Source organism: Sorangium sp. So ce448, assembly GCF_051520915.1.
GTDB classification, from domain to species: domain Bacteria; phylum Myxococcota_A; class Polyangia; order Polyangiales; family Polyangiaceae; genus Sorangium; species Sorangium cellulosum_B.
The window spans coordinates 3,841,260-3,857,447 of record NZ_CP150343.1 but is presented as its reverse complement, the minus strand read 5'-3'; the positions used below and the strand labels follow the sequence as shown (position 1 = coordinate 3,857,447).

Below are 16,188 nucleotides of genomic sequence, written 5' to 3'. Positions count from 1 at the left end.
TGCCGACCCAGCGTGCTGCGGCATTGCGTTCTGCGTCGTCGGATTATCACGGTCCGTGGCGAGGGGTGCGCACGACGCTCGGGCGACCCGGCAAGCCGAGCGCGGCGGGTGCGCCCGGCAGGCGCGGCGGCTAGCCGTTGACGAGGAGGATCGAGAGGTAGCCGTAGTCGTTGCTGGTCCAGTTCGGGCTCAAGGTCTGGCCGCACATCCCGATGTTGTAGGTGCCCGCGGTGAGGCCGGTGATGACGGCGCTGAGCCCGAAGGGGACGCGGGTATTCGCGGGGACCCGGCCGCCGACCATCCCGAGGCCGACCGCCTGGACCTCGTCGAGCACCGTGCCAGACGGCCCGGAACGAACCCGCTGGTAGCACATGTAAAGCTTGAGGCTGTCCGCAGGCGAGCCGTCCGTGCCCAGGTACCGATGCCCGGTCGCATAGATCGACTGGCTCGTCGACGAGACCGCCACCAACGCTGTCGGCCCGAAAAAGTCGACCGGCCTCCCGGCCGGCAGCGCGGTGTGCGGGCCGACGCCCTGGACCGTCAACGTCAGCACGACCCCCTGGGGCCCGGTCGGACCAGCAGGGCCGGTAAACCCGCGTGGCCCCTGCGGACCGGTAGGGCCCGCTGGTCCTGTCGGACCGGTAGGGCCCACCGGTCCTGTCGGACCGATAGAGCCCGCCGGCCCGATGGGACCGGTAGGGCCCGCTGGCCCCATGGGACCCTCCGCTCCAATCGCGCCTACCGGGCCTTCTGGTCCCCTCGGGCCCATCGGCCCCTCGGGCCCGATCGCGCCTACCGGGCCTTCGGGTCCCCTCGGGCCCATTGGCCCCTCGGGCCCGATCGCGCCTACTGGACCTTCGGGTCCCCTCGGGCCCATTGGCCCCTCGGGCCCGATCGCGCCTACTGGACCTTCGGGTCCCCTCGGGCCCATCGGACCTTCTGGTCCCACCGGGCCCTCCGGTCCGGTCGCGCCCATCGGGCCCTCTGGTCCCATCGGACCTTCCGGTCCAATCGGGCCCTCCGGTCCGGTCGCGCCCATCGGGCCCTCTGGTCCCATCGGACCTTCCGGTCCAATCGGACCCTCCGGTCCGATTGCGCCCACTGGGCCTTCTGGCCCCATGGGCCCTGCCGCGCCTGCGGGCCCTGCCGGGCCCTCCGGCCCCCTAGGTCCAGCCACGCCTTCCGGCCCCGTGGCCCCGGTGGGGCCTGCAGCGCCCGTCGGCCCGATCGGCCCGGCTGGCCCTGTCGGACCAGCAGCACCCGCAGGCCCAGTCGCACCGACCCTCCCCTCCGGCCCCGTCGGTCCAGCCGGCCCCATTGCACCGGCCGGACCGATCGCTCCAGGCAACCCCTGCGGGCCCTGAAGCCCCGTCGGCGAGCCGACCCATTCGCCGTTCTCGTCGATCACGAGGACGCCGTTCACGATGATCCCGCGCTCGCCGAGCACCAGCGTGTTGCCGCTCGTGGTGTTGACCGTGACCGAGGTCGGCGTGATGTCGCCGTTCACATTTCCAGCGAGCAGCGCGTACGGCACGCTCGCGACCGTCGCGCGCGGCTCCAGCTCGACATCGTCGCCCACGGTGATGCCGAGGTACCGCTCGGCGCCGTCGAAGATCGCCTGCTCGAACGGGACGATCGCGCCGAGGCGCACCGAGAAGAAGCCGTCCTCGAACGTGATCGAGTGGACCTCGCTCCACAGGGGCGTCGAAGCGTCGCGCTCGTCGTAAAGGGCGAACACGACATCGAGCGTCGCGCTGATGGGCACATCGCGCTCGTCGTAGAGCCGGCCTTGGTGGGTGATGGTCGCCGGGACCGCCGCAGTCGCGGTCCCCGCGACCACGACCGCGCTCGCCGCCAGGGCGGATGCCATCATGCATCGCGCGATCATCGACGTCCTCATCGCCAGCTCCTCGTCATGGCAGGCTCCCGTCGGCTCCGATGAGCCCTCCTCGCATCCGCACCTTGGGTGAGGTCGACGTCCCCTGGTTCTGCGTCGGCTGCCCGAGCGTGAACACCATGCGGTAGCGCGAGCTCCTCGCGACCTCGCCAGCCGTCACCGTCTCGGTCGCCCCGACGCGCCTGGGAGTCGGCGCGCCGCCGCCCTGCCCGCCGCCGCCCTGTTCGCCGCCGCCCTGCCCATCGCCGCCCTGCCCGCTGCCGCCCTGCCCGCTGCCGCCCCACCCCCCATCGCCGTCCACGGTGCCGGAGTCCGTGGCGACGCCGCAGCTGCAGCTGCACCCGGGCATCAGCGCAGAGCTCACCACGATCGCCCCGAGCCAGGCCGAAAAGCGCAGTCCGCGGTTCACTGAGTCCTCCAGGCCGACGGCACGTCGTGCGAAAGGACCATTGGACGAGCGGCGGCGATCGGCGTCAAGCGATGACGCCGCCACCGCAGCGGGACACGCCACGCGAGCTGCGCCCCGCAGCGGGGCCGCGCGGGCGCCGCCCTGTGAAGCGGTGTGGACAGGCGGCGGCGCGCGCGCTATGCGACCGCGTGAGCCGCGCTGGCAAAGAGAAGGAGCGAGAGGGGGAGAAGCTCATCGTGCGCAACAAGCGCGCGACGTTCGACTACACCCTCGACGATCGGTTCGAGGCAGGGTTGGTGCTGCTCGGCAGCGAGGTGAAGATGCTCCGCGACGGCGCGGCCGAGCTCACCGACAGCTGGTGCGCCATCGAGAACGGGGAGGCGTTCCTGAAAGGGGTCAACATCCCTGTGATGCCCGGCGCCGCCTTCGGGCACGAGGCGAAGCGCCCGCGCAAGCTGCTGCTGCACGAGAGCGAGATCGAGGCGATCCGCAAGAGCGTGGAGCGGGAGGGCATGACCGTGATCGCGACCCGCCTCTACTTCAAGAACGGCCGCGTGAAGGCCGAGATCGCCCTCGCGAAGGGGAAGAAGACCGTCGACAAGCGCGAGAGCCTGAAAGAGAAGGACGCCACCCGCGAAGCCCGCGCGGCGATGGAGCGGGCCCGCGGCGGCGCCGCCCGCGCGCGGAGCGCCGGGCTGCGGAGGCCGGAATGACGTCGCACCTCACCTGGTCCAAGGGCGGCGAGGCAGAGCTCGTCGAGATCGACGGCGATCGCGTGCGGCTCCACTCGACCGCCTCCTCGGCGCCAGGAGCGCGCGTCGAGGGCTCGCTCCAGCCGACAGGGACGGCGATCCGGGTGAAGGTCGCCCGGTGCCGCCTGCGCACACCCACCGAGCCCAGCGGCGCGGCGCCCGGTGAGCGCACCTACGAGCTCGAAGGCCGGCTCATCGATGCGACGCGCGAGGTCCGCGCCGAGCTGGCGCGGCTCGTCGGCGGCGAACACACGGGCTGAACCACGACGTTCCGTCCTGCAACGAACGCCCAGGCTGTTCTGCAGCGGCTGCGCGCCGCGGCTCGTCCGGCGGCGAGTGTTGCGATGGCTCAGCGCGGCCCATACGCTGTCTTTCTATGAAAATTACGTCGCGCCCTCGTGTAATTCTGCGCCGCTGCTCGACGTATGACGTGGCGAAGATCCGCGGCATCGTGCGCAGCGGTCTCGAAGAGCTCTCGCTGCGCCCGCACGGCCGGACGCTCATCAAGCCCAACGTCGTCGCGTCGGGAGCGCACTTTCCGCACGCGTACACGCGGCCCGAGTTCATCGAGGGAGTGATCGGCGCGCTCAAGGATCGCGACGACGGGCGCGTGAGAGAGCTCGCCGTCGGAGAGCGGTGCGGCATCACGCTCCCGACCCGCATGACGTACGAGAGCGCGGGCTACTACCCGATGTTCCGCCGGACCGGGGTCAAGCACTACCACTTCGAGGAAGAGCAGCAGGTCGAGATCCCGCTCACGCACGAGGGCCGGCTGCGCGACTACGTGTTCACGCCGGAGCCCGTCGCGAAGGCCGACTTCTTCGTGAACTGCCCCAAGTTCAAGTCGCACCCCTGGACCACCGTGACCTTCTCGATGAAGAACTACATCGGGATCCAGGACGATCGGCACAGGCTCATCGATCACGATCACCGGCTGAACGAGAAGGTCGCCGATCTCCAGTACATCGTGCAGCCGCAGTTCATCGCGATCGACGCCATCACCGCGGGCGAGGGGCGGATGCTCACGCCCTCGCCGTTCGATCTGGGCCTCATCATCATGGGGAACAACCAGGTCGCGTTCGACTCGGTCTGCTGCCAGATCATCGGCGTCGATCCGAGGAGCGTCGAGCACATCCGCCTGGCGTCGGAGCGCGGCTTCGGCCCGATGGACCTCGGCGAGATCGAGATCACGGGGGACGTGACGCTCGAGGAGGCGAAGCACAAGGCCAAGGGGTTCAAGGTGGGCCTCGTCCGCGTCGAGAAGTACTTCGAGGGCACGAACATCACGGCCTACGCGGGCTCGCCGCCCGAGCCCGAGCGCACCGACTACTGCTGGGGCGGCTGTCCAGGGGCCATCGAGGAGGCGATCGAGATCCTGCGCGAGTACGACAAGGAGTGCGACGCGAAGATGCCGCGGATGCACGTCGTGTTCGGCGCCTACGAGGGCCCCATCGACGCGAAGCCGGGCGAGAAGGTGATCTTCATCGGCGACTGCGCGACGTACAAAGGGAAGATCGGCGATCAGCTGGTCAGCGTCGAGAGCCTGTACCGGGAGCGGAGCGCGCGGGACCCCTACACCGCGAAGCACGATGACGTCCTCGCGAAGATGGTGAAGGTGACGACGAAGCTCGCGATGGCCCGGAACGAGACCACCCTCCGGCTCGAGGGCTGCCCCGTGAGCGTGGCGGAGCAGGTGCTCACGCTGGTCACGCTGGGCAAGACGAAGAACCCGTACTTCGCCCCCGACCAGCTGCTCGATTTCAACAAGGCGTACGTCGCCTGGCGCGGGGCTTCGCTCGCGAAGCGGATCGCCGGCAAGCCCTACCAGGTCCACGGCGCCTGCTCGCGCGGCGACGCGGCGCCCGAGCTCCCGTCCGAGCCGCCTAGCTCGCAGGCCGCAGAGTGAGATCGAAGAGGACGTCGAGCTCGTCCCGCACCTTGAAGGCGCCGAGCGGCCCCTTCACCTCGCGCACGCCGAGCGCAGCCATCGACAGCTGACAGGTACCCGTCACCCCGATCGCGCCGTCGCCGCGATCGCGCGAGGAGAGCCGCGCCACAAGCGAGGCGCTCCCCGAGGCGACCTGGATGCGCACCTCGGCGCGGTCACGCGTGGCGCCCGAGGCGCGCACCGCCACGATCTCGGTCCCCGCGAGCACCTCGCCCCGCAGGCGCCGCTCGATGTCGCCGCGATCTCCCGCGGAAAGCGCGTCGGGATCGACGCGATCGCCGCGCAGGACCCCCGCGACGGAGAGCCTGGCCACGGGGACCTCGAGCTCGGCGGTCCATGACTCGCCGTCGAGCCGCGCGCGACCGCGCAGCTCGGACGCCGTGATCTCGAGGTCGTGCGCCAGGCGCGCGAGCATCCCCACGGCTCGGGTGTGGATCGTCAGGCGGGACGCGTTCGGATCGAGGTGCAGCTCACTCATCGGATGGAGCTCCTTTTCATCATCATGCAAGGGCGCGCCGGTCAGCGACGCTTGGAACGGCGGGGGCCGTCGGGCACGAGCACGTAACGGCTCGACGACGGCTCGGGCTGCCGGAGGAGCTCGGCTCGGAGCAGCGCCTCCGCGAGCCGCGCCTCGATGACCTCGTCCGTGACGCCAGGCTCGAGGGTCACCACCGCGGCCTGGATGTCGCGCGCCAGGGCGTCGAACTCCGCGCTGTCGAAGGCGTAGATGTCGTCGGGGAACAGAAGCGCGAGCGGCTTCCGCTCCACGGCCGTGTTCGTCAGCGCCGCCAGGTCGCTCTCGACGATGAGCATGACGCGAGCCCGCAGGCACATCCCCCTGCAGCGCGTCGCCAGCGCCTCGGACGAGCCGACGAGCAGGACCGATCGAGGCGCGTTGACCGCCTTGGTGGCCTCGTCGTCCCCGTGCTCCTGAGTCATTCCCCGAAGAGTACGTGAACGAGCGGATGAAGCCATCCCTCTTGAGCCGCTCACGCCATCGCGGTGGACGTCAAGCAGCCGGTCGGGGCAAGGCGAGCCGAGCTCCCGCGGCCCCGGCCCGCGCGCTACTCCCTGCAGCGAGCCGCCGCGGCGAGCGCGAGGACGAGGGCGCTCGACGCGAGCAAGGCGGCGCTCGCGGGCTGCCCGAGCCCGAGCGGCGACGGGCCGCCGAGGAGGTTGACGGCGTTGCCCCGGGGCAACAGTGCGCCGATCACCCCGGCCGAGCCACCGAGCAGGAGGTCGGCCGCGAGCGGCACGAAGCGGCCGAGGCCGCGCCGGAAAAAGGTCGCACCGAGCGAGAACCAGCCAGCGTAGGCGGCTCCGGTGAGCGCGCCGATCCACCCACTGACGAGCATGTCTCGGACGAATGGCGCAGCACCAGGGCCCTGGGCGGCGGCGACAACGACGACGGCGAGCAGCGCTCCCACGAGGGCGGAAGCGAGGGCCGTGGCCAGGGCGATGCCGAGCGCGACATGGTGGGACGAGGCGCCGAAGCGTGCCACCGGCCAGGCCGCGTCGCGCAGCGTGGTGCGATCGGCGGCGTCGGCGGCGAGGGCGAAGATCGTGAGCGGCGTGGCGAGGCGGAACGTGGAGAGCAGCGCCCGGTCCACGGCCCCGGAAGACCCGAACGCGATCTCGATGACCGCGGCCGCGACCGCGAGCGCGGCGCCGAGCCCGAACGCCAGCAGCGGACGCCGCGCGCGGAGGCGGCTCAGGGTCATCTCCATCCCGAGGCGGACGCCCGTCAGCGCGCGCCCGCCCCGCTCGGCCCCCCCTTCCGCGGGAGGAAGCGGCCGCGCTGCGGCGCTCGATGCGCTCTCACCCACCATCGTGGCGTCCTGTCTCCGTGGCGTGCGGCGAACCGTCGGCCCTCGGCGGGTCGGCCCCGATCCGTCCGCCGGCAGCGGCATCGCCGTGCGCCGCCAGCGGCACACCGGCGGGCGTGGAGGGACCGTCCGACGACCCGCTGAGCGGCGCTGCCGGGCCGAGCAGCGCCGGTGCGTCGAACGCCGCCACCGCAAACGGCCCCTCGGGCGCGCCCGGCAGCGGGGCGGCGCTCTCGATCGCAGGTGCGCCGAAGGGACGGCGCGAGCGAACGGCGGCCAGGTGCAGCGCGGTCGCCGCCCGCACGTCGTGCATCGACGGGGGCGGCGAGGAGATCGCGATGAGCGTGACGTCCTCCCTCGCGGCCGCGTCGAGGATCGCGAGCGCGGCCGCCTCCCTGTCCGCGGCCCGGATCCGCAGCGTCGACGACGCCTCCGCCGGCCCCTGCTCCCACGCGCCCGCGCGCACGGCGGGAGCGCTCGCAAGCGCCGCGGCGAGCGCGCGAGCGCCGGGCGCGCCGGGCGCCCGCTCGTGGACGAGCACGTGGATCTCGACCTCGGGCCGCCCCGCGCCCGGCAGGGCCGCGCCCGGGGCAGCGGCGAGGCGGTCGCCGGCGCCGGGCTCGGTGCGCGCGATGACGCCGCGATCGAGCACGTGGATGCGATCGGCGAGGGCGCTCGCGTCGGCGGTCGAGGACGTGACGAGCACGACGCAGGCGCCAGCTGCAGCGATGGCGCGCAGGCGCTCTCGGACCGGCTCCGGAGACGGCACGGCGACGTCGGCGAACGGCTCGACGAGGCAGAGCAGGAGCGGCCGCGGCACCCCGAGGGCGAGCGACAGCTCGACCGCCCGGGCCTCGGAGAAGCTCAGCGAGGCCGTGCTGCGGGCGAGGAGCGGCGCGACGCCGAGCGGCTCGAGGAGCGCCGCGGCGCCGCTCGCGGGCGCGCCGCGGGCCCGGAGCGCGACCGACATGAACGACGCCACCGACGCGCCGTCGGGCAGCTCCGGGGTGGCGGCCAGGACGCCGATCTGCGCCCGCGTCGCCGCGCTCCGGCACGGGTCGCGCCCCGCCACGAGGACGCGGCCGGCGAGGGGGGCTGCGCGCCCTGCGAGCACCTCCGCGAGGGCGAGCGTCCCGTCCTCCGGGGCGCCGAGCACCGCGTGCACGCCCGGGCCGAGGGCCAAGGACAGGCCCGAGAGGCCCCCCCGAGGGCGCCCCTCTTCGCCGGCGCCGTCGCGCGCGCGCACGCCCTCGAGCACCACGACAGGAGCGCCAGGGCTCATCCTGCTGGGCCTCCCGCCGAGCGGGCCGCGAAGGAGAGGAACGCGCCGAGCGCTCCCGGGATCGACCACCTCGAGTCGCCGGCGAGATCGGCGAGCCCCCAGGGGACGAGGGTCAGCACAAGGAACAGGGCGCGCCCTCGCGCCCCGGCGACGCGGCCGCTCGCCGCGGAGAGGCCGCCGAGCGTCACACCGGCGACCACGCCGAACAGGGCGAGCGCGGCGCCGTACGCGAGGTGCTGGAGGCCGAGCAGCAGCGAGCCGGAGAGGAGCGCCGCGAGCACCGAGAGCGCGGCCAGCGGGAGCGCGACGACGCGCGCGACCTCGAGCATCGCGGCGAGGCTGCGCACGCCGTGGAGCGAGGCCCGCGAGATCCCCCGCGCGGCGGCGAGCGCCTCGACGCCGTCGCGGCGGTCGGCCCCCGGGCGATCGTGCGCCGCGGCGAGGGCGATGGGGCCAGCGGCCGCCCACGCGAGCCCGCGCGCCGCGGACCCGAGCAGCGCCTCCAGCGAGGTCGTCCCGTCGTCCAGCCGGAGCACCAGCGCCGTGACGCCGCACCCGAGCGAGATGAGCGCCGCCATGGCGAGGCCGAGCCGCCCGCCGCGCGCGCCGCGGAGCCGCGCGCAGCCGAGCGCGACCGCTGCGCGCAGCGAGCGCCGCGCGGCCGCGCGCCGCCGCGCGGGATCGTCCGGACGCTTGCTCGGCGCGTCGCGCGGTTCGGGGTCGTGCGGGCGGGTCATCGGAGGAGCGTGTGGACGGCGCGGCGGCGACGCGCGCTGCTAGCGCTGCCCTTCCAGGCGCCCGGGCGCAAGGCGAATGTACCACCGGCCGGAGCGCGCCGCCGGAATGTGGTGCCGCCGCGCGCCAGCGCCACCCGTCGCGACCGCGAGCCCCGGCGCGCTCGTCGCGACGCCGAGGGGCCTCAGTCGTACGAGAGCCCGCGGCGGCCCTTGTGCTTGCGCTTGCGCTCCTTGTCGGCGACGCCGATCTTGCCCCACTCGTAGGTGATTCGACGGCGGAAGGCGCCCAGCGCATCGCCGCCGTACAGGAAGAGCTCGCGCGGCGAGTCCGTCTCGCCGATCGTGGGCTCCCAGAGATCCGACGGGACGAACGCGAGCAGCGCCGGCGCGCTCATGCGCATCCGGCTGATGAGGAGCCCGCACGTCGTTCCGTCGCCCGGGCGCGACCGCTTCGCGCGCTTGGTGCGGCTACGCGGCGCCCCGTTCACCCCGGCCGGCCGCGCGCAGCCGCCGCCGAGCACGAGCTCCTCGTTGCCCCGGGGGTGCCAGGTCCACATGCGCTCCACGCGGAACGCCCCCTCGGCCGACCCGACCCGGGGCGCGTTGCGCACCTCCTCCGGCGCGAGCGCCGCGAGCTGCGCCGCCGCGCGCGCATCGACGAGCGGCTCCAGCCGGAGCGGGCGATCGCGCGTCACCTCGAGCACCACCTCGAAGCTGTTCACCTCGCCGGCACAGCAGCGGACGCCGACCTCGGGGCGGCGCGTGTCCGGCTTGGCACCGCGCCCGTGGGCGCATCGCCCCACGAGCTCGCCCGTCGGCCCGTTGCCTCCGCGCAGCGTGACGAGCCCCGGCTTGCCGCTGTCCCGCTGCCACTGGCTCGAGGTCCAGGTCCACACGCCGCCATGGAGATCGTGCACCCCGAACGCGCTCACGCACCCGGCGTTCACCCCGTTGGGCGTCAGGACCCGGCTCTGCCCGGTCGCGCAGACCGGCGCCTTGTACGTGTCGCCGTACTCGTACGTGGTGTTGTCCGGCCCCTTGCAGGCCCGCTCGATCTCGAGCTCCGTGCAGAGGCGCTTGCCCTGCGCCTCGCACAGCGCGCGCGCCTCGTCCTGCGCGATGTTCGTGGTCGGGATCGCGCCGACCTCGTTGGGGTACGAGAAGATGTCGATGTAGAAGCCGTGCATCACGACCTGCGCGCCCGCCATCTCCTCGTCGGCGATGCGCGGCAGGCGGTCCGGCGGCGTGCCCGCGATGAGCACGCCCTTCGGGATCCACGCCATGCCGGGGCGCGGCTCCGGCTCGGTCTGGCTCACGTCCCAGGGCGGGGCGGCGTCGAGATCGGCGTCCGTGCCCTGCGGGGCGCCGCCGCGATCGCAGCCGGGAGAGGCCGCGAGGAGGCCGGCGAGCGAGGCGGCGACGGCGAGGGCCTTCCCCCCGGGCGCGCGGCCCTGTGCGCGGACGGAGCGCTGCTCGCCGAGGCCCACGGGCTCACTCGGCGTCGCGCTCGCGGAGGTTCAGCTCCTTCATCTTGAGCTGGAGCCCCTTGCGCGAGATCTTGAGGAGCCGCGCGGCGTGGGTGACGTTGCCGTGCGTCTGCTTGAGGGCGCGCTCGATGAGGTCGCGCTCGAGCTTGCTCATCGCCGCCTTCACCTGCTCCTTGAGGCCGTCGGGCGTCGACGGCGCGGCGGAGGTGTCCGCGGCGGCGGCCGCGAGCGGCAGCGTCGCGCCGGGCGCCGACGTGGCGCCGCCGCGGATCTCCTCCGGCAGGTCGTCGAGGCGGATGCGCGCGCCGTCGGCGAAGAGCAGCGCCCGCTCGACGACGTTCTCGAGCTCGCGGATGTTCCCCGGCCAGGCGTGCGAGGCCAGGCGCTCGAGCGCCTCGGGCTCGATGCTCTCGATGCTCTTCTTGAGGCGCGCGTTGAACTTCGCCACGAAGTGGGCGCAGAGGTGGGGGATGTCGCTCCTCCGGTCGCGCAGTGCGGGGAGCGCGATCGGGACGACGTTGAGCCGGTAGAAGAGGTCTTCCCGGAACGTGCCGGCCGCGATCTCCCGCTTGAGGTCGCGGTTGGTGGCGGCGACGAGCCGGACGTCGACGTGGATGGTCTTGATGCCCCCGACCCGCTCGAACTCGCTCTCCTGCAGGACGCGCAGGAGCTTCACCTGCATCTCGTTCGGGATCTCGCCGATCTCGTCGAGGAAGAGCGTCCCGCCGGAGGCGAGCTCGAAGCGCCCGGGCTTGGAGGCGACCGCGCCGGTGAAGGCCCCGCGCTCGTAGCCGAAGAGCTCCGACTCCATGAGGTCCTTCGGGATGGCCGCGCAGTTGACCTTGATGAACGGCCGGTCGCGACGGCCGGAGTTCTCGTGCAGCGCCCGCGCGACGAGCTCCTTCCCGGTGCCGCTCTCGCCGCTGATGAGCACCGTGGTCGGCGTGTCGGCGACCCGCTCGAGGATCGCGTAGAGCTCCTGGATGGGCGGGCTCTCGCCGATGATGCCGAAGCGATCGGAGCCCCCCCGGGGCTGCGCCGCGGAGACGTCCCGCGTCGCGTCCGCGCTCGCGAGATCGCGGGTGCGGAGCGCCTTCTTCACGACGACGCGCACCTCGTTCTGATCGAACGGCTTCGTGATGTAGTCGAACGCGCCCGTCTTGAGCGCCTCGACGGCGTTGTCGACGGTCCCGTGCGCCGTGAGCAGCACCACGGGCCGCGAGGGGTCGTCGCGGAGCGCGGCGCGGAGCAGGTCCATGCCGTCGACCTTGGGCATCCGGAGGTCGGTGATGACCAGATCGATGTGGTGCTCCTTCAGGAACGCGAGCCCCTCCTCGCCGTCTTCCGCGGTGTGGACCTCGTAGCCATCCCGGCCGAGCTGGGCGCTGAGGACCCGCCGGAGGTTCGCCTCGTCATCCACGACGAGGATCTGCTTCTTTTCGGGGAGCATCACCGGGCGAGACTAGCAGAACCGGAAACCAAGCGAGCGACGGGACCGTCCCTCGACGCTCCGGTCGGCCGGTCGGCCACCCACGCGCCGCGCGGGCGCGCCGGCGACGTTCCCTTCCCGCTCCCCGCGGCCGCCGCCTCGCTCGGCGCTCCTGTCCCGCTCCCCTGGCCGCCGCTTCGCTCGGCGTTCGCCATGCCGGTCGGCAGGCCGAACGCATTGCCTCGAGGTCCGTAATAGTTCCTTTTTCTCGCTGCCGGCGAAGCGGATCAGTATGCTGCGGCCACTTCTCGGAGGGCGGCTCGGATGCGTGTGCTTCGGACTTGGCTGGTCGGTCTCGGCGCGGGGATATTCCTCGCCGCGGGGTTGGCCTTAGCAGGAGATCCGGCCATCGAATACCCCGAGTGCTACCGCACGGCGACCCCCGCCGACCTGGAAGGCGCCAAGGGGGCGCACAAGGCCGCCACCCAGTTCTACGAGCGCGCTGACTACGATCGCGCCATCCAGTACTGGAAGGACGCTTACCAGCTCGACTGCTCGGCGCACGGCGTGCTGATCAACATCGCCAACGCCTACGAGAAGAAGGGCGAGCGGGCCGAGGCGGTCACGGCGCTGGAGACCTACCTGGCCCGCACGCCGGACGCGAGCGACGCGCAGACGATCCAGGACAAGATCCAGAACCTCAAGAACGCCCTCCGACCGGCGCCGAGCGCCAGCGCGAGCGCGTCCGCGTCGGCGCCGGCGGTGCTCCCGACGGCCCCCACCGCCTCGGCGATCCCGGAGCGCCCCAAGGAGGAGCCTCCGCCGCAGCCTCCTTACGGCTATTCGCCGTGGGTCGCGACGGGCGCCGGGGTCGTCACGCTGCTGGTCGGCGGGATCCTGACCTCGAGCGGCTTCGCGGACATCGGCGCGGCCGAGGACCGTTGCCCCTCGCGCAAGGGCTGCACGGAGGACGTGGCCGAGCGGGGCAATCAGGGGCGCACGCACGCGACGGTCGGCGGCGTGCTGCTCGGGTTGGGCGCCGCCGGCGTCGCCGGTGGCCTCATCTGGGAGCTCGGGTTCAACCAGCCCTGGCCCAGCAAGATCCAGCTGACGCCGGTCGCTGGACCGGGCGCGGCCGGGCTCGGCATGGCCGGCCGCTTCTGAGGGCCGGCTTCCCGGCGACCCGCTGCCTTTCGCCGGGCGCGACGGCGACGTGGTCGGGCGCCCCGACCGCACGGGACGGCGGGGCGGCAGAGGCTGGCACGCCGGCGCCGCCTCGCGAGCGGGCGCTCACCGGCGCATCGTCTACGCTCCTGTCGTGCGTCTCAGCTCCTACGCCCGCTCGCCCCTGACACGGCGCCGTCTGCACAGGATCGCGCTCCCCTGCGCGCTGCTCGCCGCGCTCACGGGTACGATGACGGCGGTGCTCGCCGATGGCGACGCCCCTGCGCCCGCGCTCTCGCGGGTCGGCCGTCTGCTCGTGCCCACGGCCGTCGCGGCGCCAGCGGCGCCCGCCGATTCCTCGGCGCCACCCAGCGTCGCGATCCTCGCGACGCCCCCGGGGGCGGCCCGGACCACGCTCCACATCGCGCCGATCGGCGGAGCCAAGGCCGGTCCCGCGCTCGCCACGCTCCGGCACCTGAGCGACGCCGTGGTCCGCGCCCGCGTCGTCCCGCGAACGCGGCTCGTTGTCGCGACCGCCGAGACGAGCCCGTCCAGCGACCGCTCGTTCAACGCGCGCCTCTTCCGGATCCAGCCGGGCGCAGAGCCCGTCGCGCTCTGCGACGGCGTGGTCCACGCGAGCCGCCCGCTCGTCACCGCCGAGGGGCGCGTCTTCGTCTCACGCGGCGTCGCCGGCCCGGAGCCGCAGCCCGACAACGACCCCGCGCAGCTCCGGGTCGACGCGCTCACCATCGACGAGGTCGACCTCGCCACCGGCGCGATCCGCACCGTGCACCGACACACGGGGCACCTCGCCTTCCTCGCCGGCGCGTGGAACGGCGAGCTCGTCCTCTACCGCGTCTCCCCGGCGAGGGCCGACATCGTCCTCGTGGACCCCGACTCCGGCGCGACGCGGGTGATCGCCCCGTCGATCCCGCCGTTCGCGCGCGATTTCTCGATCGACGCCGCGGCAGGCGCGCTCGTGTTCCAGGAGCGGCACGAGACCGACCCTGGCCTGTGGGTCATCGATCGGCTCGATCTCGCCCGGGGCAAGCGCACCCGGCTCGGGGCGAGCGCGAGCCACGCCCTCGCCCCGTACGCCTGGCCGGGCGGCGGGATCGCGTACACGCCCGAGCGCGCCGCCGGCTTGTCCGTCGTCGGCGCGCGCGCCGCGGTCCGCAGCCCGCTCGGCCCCGGCATCGACGCCATCCAGGCCGTCTCGCAGGACGCGGCGTGGGTGGCGGCGCTGCACACGAACCCGTCCGCGTTCGCCGTGCCCTTCGCGATCCGGGTGGAGAGCGGCGAGGTCGCCGCGATCCCCGCGCCCCCCGGGGCGCGCATCGCGGTCGCCGGCTTCACCGCCGCGAAGGAGGAGCCGTGACGGGCCGCCTTCTCCTGATCCCGGCGGCGCTCTCCGCGGCCGCGCTGGTCGCGCCGGCCGCGCGCGCCGCGTACTGCCCCTGCTTCACCGCGTCGAGCGCGTACAACGATCGCGGCTGCGCGATCGAGGCCGCGCCCGGGATCAACCCCTCCGTCGCGGAGTGGAACGCCATCTTCGACCGCGTCTCGCGGGGCCCCGAGGCCTGGGGCGACGCCGGCCCACCGGCCTTCAACCTCGGTCAGGGCTGCGATCTGCCCGAGGCGCGGCGCGACGTTCCCGCCACGTTCCCCTGCGAGCTGCTCAAGGCGATCGCCATGCAGGAGTCTGGGTGGCAGCAGTTCTGCGCGCCGGACCGGCCGATGGATCAGGCGGGGGAGAGCTCGCGGACGATCATCTCCTTCGACTGCGGCTACGGCGCCTCGCAGATCACGAGCGGCATGCGGCGCGGCGACAGCCCGGATTTCGATCCGCGCCGCGTGGCCGCGGAGCCGACCTACAACGCGGCCACCGGCACCCAGATCCTGGCCTCGAAGTGGAGGGCCACGCGCTGCGTCGGCGACCGGCAACCCGCGTTCATCGAGCACTGGTACAGCGCCGTGTGGGCCTACAACGGGCTCGCATACGTCAACAACCCGAACAACCCCAACTACGACGCGGGCCGCGGCGTCTACGACCCGGCGATCGGCGGCGCCGTTCCGTACCAGGAGCGGGTGTTCGGCTGGATGGAGCACACCGGGGGGCGCTGGGAGAGGACCGAGGTCGCCTACCCTGACCTGGGCGAGATCGGCGGCACAGGCGCGCCGCCCGCGCTCTCCGATCCCCGCTGCGCGTCGCCGACGGACTGCACGCGCAAACGTCCCCTCCATCTCACGCGCTGCGCGGACGACGGCGGCGAGACGGGCGGCGGCGGCGCTGGCGGCGATGGCAGCGATGGCGGCGCTGGCGGCGGTGGCAGCGGCGGCGGAAAAGACGGGAGCGGCGGTGAAGGCGGGGGCTCGGGCGGCCGCGGCGGCGCAGCCGGGAGCGGCGGCGACGCTGGTGACGCCGGCGGCGCGCCCCTCACGACCGCAGGCCACGGAGGCGCTGGAGCCCCGCTGGGCAACGACGACGACCACGACGACGAGACGACGGTCGGCATCTACGGCCGATGCTCCTGCGACGCGCCCGGGAACGGCGCGGCCGCGGGCGCGGCGTCCTGGCTGTCGCTCGGCGCCGGGGCGCTCGCTGTCGCATGGCGCCGGAGGCTTCCGAGGCGACGCCGCGCCGACTAACCTGGCCATCCATGCCGCCTCCGCTGGGATCCGACGAGCACATCGCGGCGTGGGCTGCCCGGCGCGGCCTCGCCTTCACCGCGCGCCCTGACGAGGCCTGGTTCCGCCGCTGGGAGCCCTACGACACGATCGCGCCGCCCTCCGCGTACCTCTCCGCGTGCACGTGGACGGTGAACCCCGGGCACGCGGTGATCGCCGAGCCCTGGTACGCCGAGGGCGAAGCCGAGCCCCTCGAGCGGACGCTGCTCGGCTTCGCGGCGCACCCGGCGCTCCAGCGCCGCGCCTCGATGCGCGTCGGCGAGCATTTCCTGACGCGCGTCGCCTTCATCGAGAGCCCTCCCCCACCCCGGGTCACCCTCGACGATGCGCTCTGGGACGCCCACGTGACGACCTTCGCCGCCTCCCAGCGCGAGGCCGCAGGCGCGTTCCATCCGCGGCTGCGCAAGCTCCTCGCCCGCCGCGGTTTCCAGGGGCACCTCGAGCTCCGCGCCGGCGGCCTCGTGGTCCACTGCGCCGGCCTGCGGCCCATCCCGGAGCACTACGAGCGGCTGCTCGGCGTCGTGCGCGAGCTCGTCAACGCGGCGATCCCGCGCGCCTGAGCGCGCACG

17 protein-coding genes are annotated in these 16,188 nt (G+C 73.6%); 8 read left to right on the top strand and 9 right to left on the bottom strand.

From position 1 onward, the window contains the following. Positions 1-130: 130 nt before the first annotated feature. A complete protein-coding gene (locus WMF45_RS14870; protein WP_437717547.1) occupies positions 131-553 on the bottom strand; it encodes a hypothetical protein in 423 nt (140 codons plus the stop codon). Positions 554-1,424: 871 nt separating this feature from the next. On the opposite strand from WMF45_RS14870, the gene WMF45_RS14865 reads away from it, so the two are divergent. After that, positions 1,425-1,727: a hypothetical protein gene (locus WMF45_RS14865; protein WP_437717546.1), complete on the top strand. Its 303-nt coding sequence runs from the start codon at positions 1,425-1,427 to the stop codon at positions 1,725-1,727. 186 nt (positions 1,728-1,913) lie between these two features. Here the strand turns inward: WMF45_RS14865 and WMF45_RS14860 are convergent, their stop codons facing one another. Beyond that, positions 1,914-2,306 (bottom strand): hypothetical protein, encoded by a 393-nt coding sequence (locus WMF45_RS14860; RefSeq protein WP_437717545.1) that lies wholly within the window; start codon positions 2,304-2,306, stop codon positions 1,914-1,916. 188 nt (positions 2,307-2,494) lie between these two features. Between WMF45_RS14860 and smpB the strand changes: the two genes are divergently transcribed. The 3 genes from smpB (at position 2,495) to WMF45_RS14845 (ending at position 4,964) form a co-directional block, all read left to right on the top strand. Continuing rightward, entirely contained in the window at positions 2,495-3,019 is a 525-nt protein-coding gene (gene smpB, locus WMF45_RS14855; RefSeq protein WP_044968393.1) for an SsrA-binding protein SmpB, read from the top strand. Beyond that, on the top strand, positions 3,016-3,318 hold the full coding sequence (locus tag WMF45_RS14850; protein WP_437717544.1) for a hypothetical protein: 303 nt from the start codon (positions 3,016-3,018) through the stop codon (positions 3,316-3,318). The genes smpB and WMF45_RS14850 overlap by 4 nt, the downstream gene beginning before the upstream one ends. A 170-nt stretch (positions 3,319-3,488) precedes the next feature. After that, positions 3,489-4,964 (top strand): DUF362 domain-containing protein, encoded by a 1,476-nt coding sequence (locus WMF45_RS14845; RefSeq protein ID WP_437717543.1) that lies wholly within the window; start codon positions 3,489-3,491, stop codon positions 4,962-4,964. Here the strand turns inward: WMF45_RS14845 and WMF45_RS14840 are convergent. The 7 genes from WMF45_RS14840 to WMF45_RS14810 all read right to left on the bottom strand — a co-directional run bounded on the left by WMF45_RS14840 (position 4,942) and on the right by WMF45_RS14810 (position 11,788). Beyond that, on the bottom strand, positions 4,942-5,484 hold the full coding sequence (locus WMF45_RS14840; protein WP_437717542.1) for a hypothetical protein: 543 nt from the start codon (positions 5,482-5,484) through the stop codon (positions 4,942-4,944). The genes WMF45_RS14845 and WMF45_RS14840 overlap by 23 nt on opposite strands. Positions 5,485-5,525: 41 nt before the next feature. After that, positions 5,526-5,945, bottom strand: coding sequence for a hypothetical protein (locus WMF45_RS14835; protein ID WP_157906649.1), 420 nt, complete (start codon positions 5,943-5,945; stop codon positions 5,526-5,528). 125 nt (positions 5,946-6,070) lie between these two features. Next, the gene (locus WMF45_RS14830; RefSeq protein WP_437717541.1) at positions 6,071-6,835 is read right to left on the bottom strand and encodes a hypothetical protein; all 765 of its coding nucleotides are present in this window, start codon (positions 6,833-6,835) and stop codon (positions 6,071-6,073) included. Continuing rightward, positions 6,825-8,114: an ABC transporter ATP-binding protein gene (locus WMF45_RS14825; RefSeq protein ID WP_437717540.1), complete on the bottom strand. Its 1,290-nt coding sequence runs from the start codon at positions 8,112-8,114 to the stop codon at positions 6,825-6,827. The genes WMF45_RS14830 and WMF45_RS14825 overlap by 11 nt, the downstream gene beginning before the upstream one ends. Beyond that, entirely contained in the window at positions 8,111-8,851 is a 741-nt protein-coding gene (locus tag WMF45_RS14820) for a hypothetical protein (RefSeq protein WP_437717539.1), read from the bottom strand. Before WMF45_RS14820 ends, WMF45_RS14825 begins: the two co-directional genes overlap by 4 nt. A 182-nt stretch (positions 8,852-9,033) precedes the next feature. Then, positions 9,034-10,338, bottom strand: coding sequence for a formylglycine-generating enzyme family protein (locus tag WMF45_RS14815; RefSeq protein WP_437717538.1), 1,305 nt, complete (start codon positions 10,336-10,338; stop codon positions 9,034-9,036). Between the two features lie 4 nt (positions 10,339-10,342). Next, a complete protein-coding gene (locus WMF45_RS14810; RefSeq protein WP_437719542.1) occupies positions 10,343-11,788 on the bottom strand; it encodes a sigma-54-dependent transcriptional regulator in 1,446 nt (481 codons plus the stop codon). Positions 11,789-12,151: 363 nt separating this feature from the next. Here WMF45_RS14810 and WMF45_RS14805 point away from each other — a divergent pair, with 363 nt between their 5' ends. From WMF45_RS14805 to WMF45_RS14790, 4 genes are all read left to right on the top strand, one after another. Further along, a complete protein-coding gene (locus tag WMF45_RS14805; RefSeq protein ID WP_437717537.1) occupies positions 12,152-12,931 on the top strand; it encodes a tetratricopeptide repeat protein in 780 nt (259 codons plus the stop codon). Positions 12,932-13,085: 154 nt separating this feature from the next. Continuing rightward, positions 13,086-14,309, top strand: coding sequence for a hypothetical protein (locus tag WMF45_RS14800; RefSeq protein WP_437717536.1), 1,224 nt, complete (start codon positions 13,086-13,088; stop codon positions 14,307-14,309). Beyond that, positions 14,306-15,580, top strand: coding sequence for a hypothetical protein (locus tag WMF45_RS14795; RefSeq protein ID WP_437717535.1), 1,275 nt, complete (start codon positions 14,306-14,308; stop codon positions 15,578-15,580). The genes WMF45_RS14800 and WMF45_RS14795 overlap by 4 nt, the downstream gene beginning before the upstream one ends. 11 nt (positions 15,581-15,591) lie before the next feature. Next, the gene (locus tag WMF45_RS14790) at positions 15,592-16,179 is read left to right on the top strand and encodes a hypothetical protein (protein ID WP_437717534.1); all 588 of its coding nucleotides are present in this window, start codon (positions 15,592-15,594) and stop codon (positions 16,177-16,179) included. The last annotated feature ends 9 nt before the right edge of the window (positions 16,180-16,188 follow it).